The 12660-nt window shown below is 42.8% G+C and carries 10 protein-coding genes and 1 tRNA gene; 3 read left to right on the plus strand and 8 right to left on the minus strand.

Annotated elements, in window-relative coordinates:
• From J6I68_RS07140 to J6I68_RS07160, 5 genes are all read right to left on the minus strand, one after another.
• A partial coding sequence (locus J6I68_RS07140; protein WP_292218940.1) for an ABC transporter permease occupies positions 1-1680 on the minus strand: 1680 nt, incomplete at its 3' end.
• Positions 1681-1752: 72 nt separating this feature from the next.
• On the minus strand, positions 1753-3138 hold the full coding sequence (locus J6I68_RS07145; protein WP_442861722.1) for a hypothetical protein: 1386 nt from the start codon (positions 3136-3138) through the stop codon (positions 1753-1755).
• A gap of 201 nt (positions 3139-3339) precedes the next feature.
• Positions 3340-4104 carry a response regulator transcription factor gene (locus tag J6I68_RS07150; protein WP_292218945.1) on the minus strand — a complete coding sequence of 255 codons (765 nt, stop codon included), beginning with the start codon at positions 4102-4104 and terminating at the stop codon, positions 3340-3342.
• 1 nt (position 4105) lies between these two features.
• Positions 4106-5815, minus strand: coding sequence for a sensor histidine kinase (locus tag J6I68_RS07155; RefSeq protein ID WP_292218947.1), 1710 nt, complete (start codon positions 5813-5815; stop codon positions 4106-4108).
• Position 5816: 1 nt separating this feature from the next.
• Positions 5817-6878, minus strand: coding sequence for an extracellular solute-binding protein (locus tag J6I68_RS07160; RefSeq protein WP_292218950.1), 1062 nt, complete (start codon positions 6876-6878; stop codon positions 5817-5819).
• 116 nt (positions 6879-6994) lie between these two features.
• Between J6I68_RS07160 and J6I68_RS07165 the strand changes: the two genes are divergently transcribed.
• From J6I68_RS07165 to J6I68_RS07175, 3 genes are all read left to right on the plus strand, one after another.
• Positions 6995-7068, plus strand: a tRNA-Arg gene (locus J6I68_RS07165).
• A 276-nt stretch (positions 7069-7344) separates the two neighbouring features.
• Positions 7345-8436: a GGDEF domain-containing protein gene (locus J6I68_RS07170; RefSeq protein WP_292218951.1), complete on the plus strand. Its 1092-nt coding sequence runs from the start codon at positions 7345-7347 to the stop codon at positions 8434-8436.
• A 79-nt stretch (positions 8437-8515) separates the two neighbouring features.
• The gene (locus J6I68_RS07175) at positions 8516-9364 is read left to right on the plus strand and encodes an AraC family transcriptional regulator (RefSeq protein ID WP_292218954.1); all 849 of its coding nucleotides are present in this window, start codon (positions 8516-8518) and stop codon (positions 9362-9364) included.
• Positions 9365-9492: 128 nt separating this feature from the next.
• On the opposite strand, the gene J6I68_RS07180 is transcribed toward J6I68_RS07175, so the two are convergent.
• The 3 genes from J6I68_RS07180 to J6I68_RS07190 all read right to left on the minus strand — a co-directional run bounded on the left by J6I68_RS07180 (position 9493) and on the right by J6I68_RS07190 (position 12645).
• Positions 9493-10857, minus strand: a complete 1365-nt coding sequence (locus J6I68_RS07180; protein WP_292218956.1) for a GGDEF domain-containing protein — start codon at positions 10855-10857, stop codon at positions 9493-9495.
• A gap of 172 nt (positions 10858-11029) precedes the next feature.
• Positions 11030-11737, minus strand: coding sequence for a purine-nucleoside phosphorylase (gene deoD, locus J6I68_RS07185; RefSeq protein WP_292203869.1), 708 nt, complete (start codon positions 11735-11737; stop codon positions 11030-11032).
• Positions 11738-11757: 20 nt separating this feature from the next.
• Positions 11758-12645, minus strand: a complete 888-nt coding sequence (locus J6I68_RS07190; protein ID WP_292218960.1) for a DUF3881 family protein — start codon at positions 12643-12645, stop codon at positions 11758-11760.
• Positions 12646-12660 lie beyond the last annotated feature (15 nt).

Here is a 12660-nt window from a genome sequence, read left to right on the forward strand (position 1 = left end):
TGAAAGGATAAAGCCCTGTGTGCAGAGAAGAAGGAACAATGATAATTCTCTAAGGCAGGTCATGAACGGAAGAAGATATCCGCTTATGATAGATGACTTCTGGATCGGAATAATGATCCTTGTCATTCTCTTTATCCATGAGGTGTTCTGTATTATCGCTGCTTCCTCCAGCTCGTTACTGATCTGGAGCATTGAGTTAAGTGAACTCCTTGAAGCAAATGGAATGTACTTAACTACGCCGGCGATGATCAGAAGTGTGTATGTGTTAAACAGATTGATGTGCTCATTTGAGAAGAGAATAAAGAAGGCAGCACCTACTGCGATTGATGGCATAAGGTAAGGGAGGAATGCCACGTTGTTAACGTAGTTTGCCCACTTATTTCTTCTCTTTTTAGCAACGGCGTATCCGATGAGTGTTCCGATGGTTCCTGCGATCAGTGCGCAGACAACAGCCAGGAACAAGGTTCCGAAGAACGCATGCCAGATGGTCTTGTTATAAAGAATACCTGGCTGACCATACATACCGTTTTCTGTGATGTTCTCGTTTGTTACCCACCACTTGTTTGTCAGATGTGCAAGGTTTCCTGTGTAGAGGAAGCTGTAATCACCTGGGTTTGGAAGGAAGGTCTCAAGCGCAAACAGAAGGATTGGCCAGATACTTGTAAAGAATGTGATAAGGATAAAGATTATTCCTACAAGATACTTTCCCACCTTACCGATCGAGAGCTTTGTGAGCTGTCCTGACTTACCTGTTACAGTGGTGTAGTTTTTGCGGCTCTTAAGTGAGAGCTGGTTCATTCCAAGGATCAGCACTCCGAAGATCATCATGATGATCGCAAGGATACTTGCCTCTCCGGTGTATTTACTGTTCATGGAAATGTACTTGGTTGAAAGTGTTGTAAGGTTTAAGTAGTGTGGTACCGGGTAACTTCCCATGGCACTTCCGAATACCAGAAGGATTGTGGAAAGAATAGCCGGCTTGATCATTGGAAGTGTTACCTTGAACATGATCTTCCACTTTGGTGTATCAAGAATTGTGGCAGCCTCTTCCAGGTTTGCGTCCATATTCTTGAAGATTCCTCCGATGAGGATGTAAGCAAATGGTGCGTAATGAAGTCCCAAAACCATGGCGCTTGGAAATACTCCCTGGCACCACCAGTGTGGCATGTAGATTCCAAAGATTGCTGCAAGCAGTCCATCTGATGTTCCGGTTATCTTGTTTGAGTAGAACATGTGCTGCCAAACAACAGCCAGTGTCCACTGAGGCATGATATATGGGAAGATGAAGATGGAGCTTAGGTACTTTTTGAACTTCATGTCTGTCCTTGTAACAAGGAATGCGAACAGTCCGCCAAAAAGAATTGATATAAGGCAGGTAAGTACTGACAGGATAACCGTGTTAAGAAGTGGCATCCACAGGTTTGTTCTTGCCAGCTTACTTGTGAAAAGATCTGTGTAGTTAACTATTGTGTATCCGGATACCCGCTTGGTCAGATGCTGATCAATGGTTCCTGGATGGATCGCAAAGGTATCTTTTACAATTGCGATTATTGGTGCGACTGTGGAAAAGGTCAGAACAATCCCAAACAGCAAAAGTATTATGTTCTGAGGCTGGGAAAACCATGTCTTTACCTTATTCTTGAAAATCGCACTTTTGTCTGGTTTTGCGATTGTCTGCATGTTATCTCCTTTATTATGGGGATGAAGCCATGGGCTCCATCCCCTAAATCTTAGATCTGCCGAGTAATGTTATCATTCACCTGGTGCGTAGTGATCAAGCACATCGATCCAGCTGCCAACTGAGAATGAAACTTCTGAGCAGTATGCAGGATCCTCAAGTACGAGTTCTCCTGTTGTTGTCCACCAGTCATATCCTCTGTCGTTCTTTGCTGGGAACTCATCTCCGCCGCCCTGAGAGTGATTGAATTTCTCTTCAACCTCTTTTGCAACGTTAGGATTTGCTGAGTAACCACCCATATCCTTGCCCCAAGGCTCAAAGCCTGCTTCTGTGCATGTCATGAAAGCAATGAATGCGCATGCTGTCCAAGGAAGAGGGCTGTTCTTTGTAAGGAAGAGGTAGTGGCAGTAGCCATATCCGCCGATTCCTGTGTAGCCATCCTGGTAAGCTGCAACGTTGATGTTGTTAACTGATACTGTAGCTGACTCCTCAACTGAACGGAGCTTTGAATAAACTAAAAGTCCTGACTGATCTGTAGCTGATGCATCTACAAGAGTGTTGCAGATAGGGCCATCATCAGTCTGCTCGTTGTAGTTGTTAACCCAGAGCTTGATCCATGCAAGAGCGTAAGCGCCGTTTGCACCAAGGCCAAGGTCGTTAGCATCTGCCTGCATCTCCTGGATAGTAGGCTCAAAGTATGCTTTCTTTGTGTCGTCAAGTTTGTCATAAGCTTCTTTAAGCCATGTAGCGTACTTGTCTTCTGTAAGCATCATAAGGAAGTTCTTTCCTACGATCTCAGAGTCAACGCCCATGAAAAGAGGATGTGATCCGTCATATACGAAATCCCAGCAGTTAGTGTACTGAGCACTTCCTGTGTTGTTGTACATAAATACCTTGTTAAGTGTCTGAAGAGGTAAAAATCCTTCGTAAGCATCAGCTGTAGTTCCATTTGCTTCTGCCCACTCCTTAGGAACAAAAGTCTTAAGGATATCTGTGTCTACCATCTTGGACTGGATCTGGTTACCATCCTGGATAAGAGTCATTGCAAATGTGCCTTCGCTCTTAAGTGAATCAGATGTGAGCTGCTCAAAGATCTTGTTGTTCTTTGGCTGCTGCCACTCGAACTCCATTGTGTAAGATGGATCGATTGTCTGTAAGTACTCTATGAATACTGGAAGTGCTGACTTACCACGGCTACTGTTTCCTACACCGTAGAATGTCTTTCCGTTAGACTCTTCGATAGCTTTTTTAGCCAGATCTTCCATTGACATGGTCTCGGCTTCAGCTATGATAGCGTCGATTCCTGTAAGCTCTGCTGCAGGTGCCTCTGCTGTCTGCGCTGCGTCAGCTGCTGGAGCTTCTGCAGTCTGTGCTGCATCTGTAGTAGCAGACTGTGTGTCAGTGGTAGCTGCCGGAGCACTTGCTGCGCCGCCGCATCCTGTCAGTGCAGAAACTACCATTGTGAAGGTTAAGATTGTTGATAATACTTTCTTTTTCACTTTGTTTCCTCCTTTTATATTTGCCTGATTTTTTTCTGAATAAAAAATGTACTTATCAGGCAACACTCTTTGCTTGATAAGTACATTCTAATTTTTTGTGATTTTCCTTTGCAGATGACAATTCTGATATTATTTGTAAATTCTTAACATATTTTTTATAAATTACTCAAGGCCCTTACTCTGGTAGTCTGAGGGAGTTTTCCCCACAAGCTTCTTAAAAGTATTGGAAAAATAGGCTATATCCTGATACCCGACTTTCTCCGCAACCTCATAGACCTTGACCTGTACATCCTTAAGATAATCCATGGCCATCTTTATCCGGTACTTGGTCAGATAGTTGTTAATGCTGATGTCAGTCTCTGACTTAAAGAGCCTTGAAATGTGACCTTCGCTTACGCTCATGGATTCTGCCAGAGCCCCAAGGGAAAAGTCACTATCCGGGTAGTGGTCTTCTATATATTCTATGGCTGACTGAACATAGCGGTTTGAGACTTCCTCTTTTTTCTTAAGAGGTATAAGCTGCTCCTCAAGTTCTGTGCTGGTGGCTGGCGCATTTGGATGAAGGTGCAAAAGGCGCTGGATCGATCCTTCCAGTTCACCATCTGAAAATGGCTTTAAAAGATAATCCGACACGCCGATCCTCACTGCCTGTCTTGCATACTCGAACTCGTTATAGGCAGTAAGAAAGATAACCTTGATGCCCGGAAATTTTTCAATGAGCTTTTCAGCGAGCTCTATTCCGTCCATTTTAGGCATTCTTATATCAGATACCACAAGGTCTGGCCTTGTATTTTCTGCTACTTCTAAAGCTTCAAGACCGTTACTTGCTTCTCCCACAACTTCGCAGCCAATAAGAGCCCAGTCTGTATCGCTCTTTATGCCCATTCTCACATATTTTTCATCGTCCACTATAAGTACTTTTGTCATATCATTCCCCTGTTGGCGCTTTCTCAAGATAAGGAAGAGTTACGATCATAACTGTTCCTCCCTCCGACGGCCTTATGGCCATAACACCATACTCTTTTCCATAGTAGAGTCTTATTATGGTGTTTACATTGTTAAGTCCAAGATGTCCTTCTAAAGTCTTGGTATCATCAGTGTTTAATGCAGTAAGCATCTCATCGCTGATGCCCTTGCCATCGTCCTGAACTGATATCTTAAGAAGGTCCTTTCCATCCTGCTGCTGACGCATGGCGGCTATATAAATGTGGCCGTTGTCCATTTCATCCATTCCATGGATGATGGCATTTTCAACGATGGGCTGAAGTATCAGCTTAGGGATCACCGCTTCCTCCACTTCCATCGGTACATCTATTGTGATGTCAAACTTATCGTCAAACCTGATCCTTTGAATATCGCAGTAATTCTCGATAAGCTTTAATTCCTGCGAGAGCTTGCAAAACTGCTTCTCTGAAATGCTGGTACGTAGGATCCCAGCAAGGGACGCTGACATTGTAGCAACCTCCGGAACATTGTTTGCCTTGGCAACCCACTTGATGGTATCTAAGGTGTTATATAAAAAGTGAGGATTTAACTGGGCCTGCATCATCTTGATCCTGGTTTCGTTGACAGTTCTTTCCGCCTGGACCCGCTCCTCCATAGTGTCCTTTAGCTGTGTTGTCATCTTGTTAAAGCCAACTGCCAGCTGCTCAAACTCGTCCTCTCTTTCCAGCTCTATCTTGGCGTCGAAATCTCCTTTTCTAAAGCGCTTCATCCCCTGAGCAAGAACGCTTATGGGCTTTGAGACATAGTTACTTAACCTGTTTGCCACAAAAAGGCAGATCAGTACACTTGCGATAGCTAAAAAAATGATTATCTGATATCCTGCTCTTACTGCAGTTTCATCGAGAGCTGGTGGCGTTATATATATTCCAAGAAGGCCTGTTGTTCCAATCTCATTGATATAAACGTTGCTATCAAAGCCCTTGTTGTAAAGCTCTCCTCCAAAGAAGTTTTCTCTGATAAGCGTAAGGGCCGTTTTATCTTTTGCTGAGCCCAAAAGGCAAAATGGCCTTAGGAACTGGTTCGTCAGCATGAATCCATCGTTGGCATTAAGAAGGCCCGACAGCTGCGATTCAAGCTCTGCCTGCTCAATCCTTATAACAACAAATCCTGGGACATCACCCTTTACCACCTGCCGTGCAACCATAAGGGCTCCGCCACTTCCTGACGCATCACCCGAATCTAACGTGTAGATGACCTTGCCCTCATTGTCCGATGCTTCCTTAAGAACCGAGTAGTATAGCGGAAGTTTGGCGGATTTATAGCCGCTTCTTGTGCTGTACATGCAGATTTCTCCAAGGTATAAGTCAACCACCGCAAAATCTCTCACCTGCCTGGTTTCCTCATAGAGCGCAGTGTATATGTTAAGCGCGTTTTTCCTTCCCTTGGATAAAGAGTCCGTAAGCACAGCGTTAGTAGCTATACCATCAATGGTGCCTTCCACACCTTCCAGTATCTCCCCAAGCTCCTTTTCGATCATGGCTTCCTGCTTGAAATCCCTAAGTTCATAGTCTGCTCTGATCCTGGCCTGGAACCCCTGAACTGTAAGAATGCCTCCTCCGATAACAAGGATAAGGGTGACTGCAAGAAAGGTTATGAACATCTGCCTTTTAAAGGACTGTCTGACAAATCCCATATCACTGCCCTCCTTGACTTGAGAGCTGATCCCACAGGGAAAAGACATCCATCTCTTCTTTTGCAGATTTCTTTACGTCAAAGTCTATCTGATCCAGAGAATTACTAAAGGAGTTTTCAAGATCTGTACGTACAGATCTCCTGTAGAAATTCTCAACTGCATATTCCTGGGTGTCATGGCTTACTATAAAATCTATGAACTTTCCCGCATTATAGCTGTGGGGCGCATTTTTTACCATAGCACACCCATCGGGAACAGCACTGGTTCCATCTTCAGGAAGAAGCATTGAGATATCTTCTCCAAGATCAATTCCCTTTTTTGCAGTTTCTTCAAGGGTTATCCCAATTAAAAAATCGCCGTTTGAAACTTCAGGAACCACCTGACCAGATGAAGGCAGAACTCTTCTGTCCAGCTGATCATAAAAATCAGGCAATATCTCTTTTGCATCCCTTTGAAGGATCTGCTCAATGGTGGAAATAATAGTATAGCTGGTTCCAGAGTTATGGATATCAGCGAAAGCTATCTGTCCCTTCCACTTTTCATCAAACAGCTCCTCCCAGGTCTTGGGAACTTCAGAGTAGGACACAAGTTTTTTATTGTATATAAAGACTATTGGCAGCTCAGTAAATGCCGTCCAATAGTTATCTCTGTCAACGTAAGTTTGATCAAGGTCCTCTTTTCCCTGGACCTCATATTGCATGAAGAGGTCCTTCTGGGCCTCGTAGCTCTCAATACCACCGCCAAACATAATGTCGCATTTTCCCTCATCGATAGCCTCTCTGACTTCGGAAAACATCTCAGCTGTTCCACCTGCATGGATCTCAACCCAAATACCTGTGCGGTTCTCAAACTCCCTGATTATTGGAAGGTATACTTCTTCCTTGTGAGAAGTGTAGACAATAAGTTGCTTTTCTTCCGGAACGTTGTATTTCTCAGAGATATACTGAATCTGTGCCTGTCTTTCACTGTTTCCGCAGGAAGAAAGCAAAAGCATCAACGCCTCTGCCACTATTGCTACTACTATTCTCTTTACCCTCTTACTTGCATGAACTTTGCGTTTCATCTTGTTACCCAATCAGACTATAATCTCTTTTGCCTTATTTTACTATACTACCACGACGTGGTGCACCTTGCTTACCTTGATTTACGCTTAACTTTGTGATAATATACTTATTGCGTGTTTCCGTAGCTCAGCAGGATAGAGCGTTCGCCTCCTAAGCGAAAGGTCGTGCGTTCGAATCGCATCGGGAACATTCGTGAAGGCTACAAGCCATGCAAAAAAGGATACATAAAGCTCGACGGGAATTTATTCACGAGAGAGCCTTTATGTATCCTTTTTTATAGGGCGCCAGCCCGCGACGAAGGAAGCTTAGCTTCCGAGTTCGCACATGGCTGTGGCTGAAGAACGCTTTGCTTCCGAGTTGCGCATGGCAAACATCTCCCTTCAATTGACATTTACCCATATTCCCATTATATTCAATATACCAAATGATACATATGTCATTATCTCTAGGAGGAATATGCGCCATATGAATAAACTTAGCAGACAGGAACAGGTACTTATGGCGACCTATGAAGCAACCATAAATTATTCCTTTCTCTGCCCGATCATCATGAGCATACTTGAAGTTTTTATGCTGATATATTCCATTGGCACCAAAGAGCTATATGGTGTTTATCTGTGGAGATATCGCTGTTTTTATATTGCCTTATTATCTGCAGCTGTTATTTTCATAGCCATAAACCTGTATGTAAGAGGTGACATTGGAAATCGATTCAAAATACTGAACATATCAAATCCTGTATTTGCAGCCTTTACTTTCGGATGGTCTTTGGCTGTCACTTATTCTGACGCTATTGTTACAGGTGTGGTGGATCAGACCCTTTTCATGACATTCTCGCTGATGGTACCACTTAGTATTTTTCTTCTTCCCTACGTTTATGCGGTCATTGTTTCCATTGCTGATATTTTGCTACTTTCTATCACTGTCTACTATACTCAGATCACTATGGGCCTCATCAACCTGATCGTTTTCTTTATTTTCCAGTTATTTCTTGGTATCAGTTTCTTTAAACTCAGGATCAAGCTCAGTGAAAGACTTGTGGAAGAACAGGAAAATGCAAACTTTGACAGCATGACAGGTCTCATGAACCGCCGCAGTTATCTTCAGTGGATGGAATCATTTGGAGAAACTGACCTCTCGAAGGACCTGACCTATATCTCCATCGACATTAACGGATTAAAAGAGATCAATGACAGTATGGGGCACCATGCTGGAGACATCCTGATCAAAGGGGCGGGGCAGTGTATCAGTCAGTGCTTTGCAGATATTGGCTCGGTGTATAGGATAGGTGGCGATGAGTTCGTAGTTATCCTTACGGCGGAAAAGGAATATGTTGATGCTAAGCTTTCTGATCTCGAAAACGCCATGAAGAAATGGTCTGATGAAAAGAAAATTCAGCTGGAAGCGTCTTATGGTGCTGCCAGGCATGAAGAAGCTATAGAGAGTGGTATCACGGAACTTGCCAAGTTGGCAGACAGGAAAATGTATGCTGCCAAGGAACAATTCTACCTGACCACTGGCAAAGATCGCAGAATAACATTTGCTCAAAGCAATTAGACAAAAGAAAGCACTTTTTATCGGGAGTAGTATGTACAAGTCCTCTATATTTTGGTTACAATCAAGTTGGAGGTTACATATGAACTGGACTAAGATAATTGAGGACGCCTTAAAGTTTATCGAGGAGAACATCACTGAAGATCTGACGGTAGGCAGGATTGCTCAGGAAGTAAATACATCCGCTTTTTACTTTCAAAAAGGCTTTTCCATGCTGTGCGGATACACTGTCGGAGAATACATTCGGATGAGAAGGCTGTCTCTTGCAGGAGAAGAGCTTGTTTCATCTGATATCAAGGTGATCGATCTTGCTGTTAAGTATGGCTATGATTCAGCAGGCAGCTTCACTAAAGCGTTTTCAAGATTCCATGGAAGCACTCCAACTGATGTAAGACTTGGTGGTGCAAGCATAAAAGCTTTTGCGCCGCTTCACATTAAACTGACTTTAGATGGAGGAAAAACTATGGAGTACAAGATTGTAAAGAAACCAGCATTTAAGGTAATGGGTGTTTCAAAGATTGTTGGATATGGAAATGGCTACAGCGATATCCCTAAGTTCTGGGATGAAGTTTTTTCCAAAACTGATAACAAGCTCATGGGTATGTATGGAGTTTGTCTTGATGACGAGGTTCCTGGAGATGAATTCCGCTACATGATCGCTGATGATTATAGTGAAGATGTGGCCGCTGCAGAAGGTTTTGAGGTAAAAGAAATCCCGGAATACACCTGGGCAGTGTTCCCCTGCCGAGGCGCAATGCCACAGGCTCTTCAGAGTGTAAATACCCAGGTGTTCAACGAGTGGCTTCCTGCCAGCAACTACGAGATCGCTTCTGGCTTTAATATTGAATTCTACACCGACGAAAAGAAATATCCACTTGGATCACAGGATCCCGAGTATTATTCAGAGATATGGGTTCCTGTTAAAGCTTAAAAATAATAAAAGAAAACAGCGGAAAATACGTTCTTGTATTTACCGCTGTAAATATAGTATTTCTGGTAGTTCTGGTTCTGACATACATTGTTTTTGAAAAATTAAATTCTGAAATATTAACCCCGCTATTATTTCAGGTCACTGGAAAACTCCAAAAGACTTGTGATGTATACCAAATCTGCAAGACTTGCTTCCGATAGTCTGCAGGCGCTGTCTTTTCGGCTTATAAATGTCAAATAGCCATCAAAATCATCTGTGGTTAAAAGACACACTACCATGCTTCTGAAAGCCTTTTCATCCATAAAGCTGTAAATATCAGCTTTTTTCTCCTTGTCAATTTCGTGGATGTTGACCACAGCCATCCTGTTAGCATCAAAAAAAGCTGTTAAGTTTTCTGAGGCCAGTATTGGAAGCTGCGTTTCTGACGGATTAATTATGACCTTATCTTTCTCAACATTTTTCTCAATACCTGCCACACTTTTATAGTCGGCCTTTTTGATCACATAAATGTAATCGATGTCATATGTTTTTGACACCCTCTCAATTATCTCACGTATGGTATGACTCTTCCCTGTAAGATAGTCCCTCATAAGGTCTCTTATCATTCTGACCTTGGATGAGTTCATGGCAAGATGCTCAACCGGAGTTACCATCTTTCCATTAAGTCCGATTATTCCATGAACTTGGGGCTGATAAATTATATATCTGTTTCTGCCTTTGATTTTGGCAGTGTACAGCATATGATCAGCCAGCATAAAGAGGGAATCGTAGTCCCTGGCATTATCCGGGAAAAGAGCTCCTCCAAGGGATACGGTAATATCAAGCTTATCACCGAAGTTATGATACTTATCTCTTACCGTGTCCTTGATCTTTCCTAAAATCTCTCTGAGCTTGGCCTCTGTATTTATCTTCTCAAGAACCAGCATAAATTCATCTCCGCCGATCCTTCCCACTACTCCGTTTTCACCTACACAGTCCTGCAATATATGGGCCACGTCAATGATAACCTCATCTCCGCGCATATGTCCAAAGGTATCATTGACTGTTTTAAAATGATCTATGTCCATGAGAAATGTATAAAAAGACCCCGACTCCGGATCCTCTATCAGCTCGTGGAGATAATCGATCACAGCCTGCTTGCTCAAAAGCCCTGTCATCTTGTCATAGGTTCCGCTTATGTTTTCTGACTTCATGATCTGAATGTCAGTCATATCAAGAGTTATAGGGCCATCAAAGGCAAGGGATTTCTCTATGCTGGATGCCATCCAGTTCAGCTTGCCTATGTAAGTCCTGACTCTGAAACATGTAAAGCCTGTGCTCCCGGGATTTACTGCAAAAATCGCATTCCGAAGCTGCATCACATCCTGGGGAGGTATAATTTGATCCAGGTTAAAGATCTGGTCCGTACCGATATACTGTAAAAATACATCATTGCACTTAAGTACATTCAGATCTTTATCAATGGATATGTAGAATTTTTTGAATTGCTTCATACGTTCTACCTCATTTTTCAAATCTTGATCCTGCAACCTGCCCATTGACATTATATCTGGCAAACTGATTGGAGTAAAAGCCCTGGAAATTCTTTTCCGTCACATCGACACGGCCCTCTGCCACATCACTGTGCCTTCCGGAATAGTCATCATCTTAGCATTAGTCCTCATATCAGAGCTGGATTGCTGTCTTAAGTGCGATCTCCATCATATCTGTAAAGCCTGTCTCTCTTTCTTTTGCAGAAAGATCCTGATCCTTAAACAGATGATCAGAACATGTAAGGATAGTGAGGGCATTCTTTTTAGCTTCTGCTGCGTTCATGTAAAGGGCAGGTGTCTCCATCTCTACTGCCAGAGCACCGAAGTTTCTGTAAAGCTCGCTCTCATTGCACTTCTTGTAGAAAGCATCTGAAGAAAGAACATCTCCTACATGGTATGTAACGCCTTTTTCTTTTGCGATGGCTACTGCCTTCTCCAAAATCTCAAAGCTTGCTGTAGGAGCAAAAGTTCCTGGAAGACCATACTGGAATCCGTAGTTGGAATCTGTATGTGCGCCCTGAGCAAAGATAATGTCCATGACATTTACCTTGTCCTGAAGTCCGCCTGCACTACCAACTCTGATGATGTTATCAACATCGTAGAAGTTAAAGAGCTCGTAAGTGTAAATACCAATTGATGGAATTCCCATTCCATGTCCCATTACAGAAACTTCTTTTCCCTCGTATTTACCGGTAAAGCCCAGCATTCCTCTAACTTCATTTACACACTTTACGTCTGTAAGAAAATTCTCTGCTATAAATTTTGCCCTTAGTGGATCTCCAGGCATAAGAACTGTTTTTGCGAAATCACCTTTTTCTGCACTGTTATGTGGTGTTGCCATAGTCTGTCTCCCTTCTTATTTTAGTTGGCATTTGGGAAATTGATAAATCCCTGCATCCAAATGTTACCTTTAAATCTCCTGCCCACTGCAGGTTCTCCTAAAAGATCTGCCTCATTGATGCACACATCAAACTCAAGCTCATTGCAGTTGATCCTCATGATATGCACATTCTCTCCAGTGTAGCTGTTAGTAACCTTCCTAGCATCAATTACTTCTCCAAGAACTGAGTACTGGTCGCATTCAACACCATATGGCATAAAGTAAGTATCTACAAGGCTGTAGATATCTTGCTTTCTTATCTTTTTTGAAAGGGTCGTATAAAGGTCCATATCATCCAGAGTCAGTGACTCGATGGCTGTCTCGTCACCTCTTCTGGCATTGTTTATCAGTTTGTTTCTATAATTTAATTTCTTTTTTGCTGCTTCCTTCTCTTCTTCCGTTTTGGCTATTGGCATAAGGATCTGTCCCTTCACCGATAGGGCTGAAAGATTGAGCGTAGTTCCTTTGATCGGGAACTTGTCTTCATTTTCATACTTCACATATGGAATGATGTTCTGAAGATAGAAAATAAGCGTAACTCCAAGCCTCGGCTCATTGCAGACTCCGGCGTAGGAATAGGTAGCAGCATGTCTTTCTACATTAAGGTCCTCTTCTGTACTGACAGCTGAAGGGATAAGGTATGGATAGTAATATTCATAGATGAACTTATCCTCTTCATCAAACTCACCGCAGACCGCAAGGCCTATGCCATCAGCATAATCCCTGCAAAACTCTGCAAGCAGTATTCCCTCACTATTTGATACATAAGCTCTTTTGTCTGAGTTCTGGATAGAGCTTGTAATGAGAGTTGTGAGCTCTTTTCTATTTTTAATTTGTGAGAACCCAACGGCACGCAAAAATTTATGCAAGGATATCTGCCTCTC

Source organism: Butyrivibrio sp. (genome assembly GCF_017940685.1).
GTDB lineage: Bacteria > Bacillota > Clostridia > Lachnospirales > Lachnospiraceae > Butyrivibrio.

Bases quoted from the DNA above. Each gene is read 5' to 3' on its own strand.
- J6I68_RS07145 (WP_442861722.1), bottom strand. From the start codon at position 3,138: ATGGTAGTTTCTGCACTGACAGGATGCGGCGGCGCAGCAAGTGCTCCG.
- J6I68_RS07150 (WP_292218945.1), bottom strand. From the start codon at position 4,104: ATGACAAAAGTACTTATAGTGGACGATGAAAAATATGTGAGAATGGGC.
- J6I68_RS07155 (WP_292218947.1), bottom strand. From the start codon at position 5,815: ATGGGATTTGTCAGACAGTCCTTTAAAAGGCAGATGTTCATAACCTTT.
- J6I68_RS07160 (WP_292218950.1), bottom strand. From the start codon at position 6,878: ATGAAACGCAAAGTTCATGCAAGTAAGAGGGTAAAGAGAATAGTAGTA.
- J6I68_RS07170 (WP_292218951.1), top strand. From the start codon at position 7,345: ATGAATAAACTTAGCAGACAGGAACAGGTACTTATGGCGACCTATGAA.
- J6I68_RS07175 (WP_292218954.1), top strand. From the start codon at position 8,516: ATGAACTGGACTAAGATAATTGAGGACGCCTTAAAGTTTATCGAGGAG.
- J6I68_RS07180 (WP_292218956.1), bottom strand. From the start codon at position 10,857: ATGAAGCAATTCAAAAAATTCTACATATCCATTGATAAAGATCTGAAT.
- deoD (WP_292203869.1), bottom strand. From the start codon at position 11,737: ATGGCAACACCACATAACAGTGCAGAAAAAGGTGATTTCGCAAAAACA.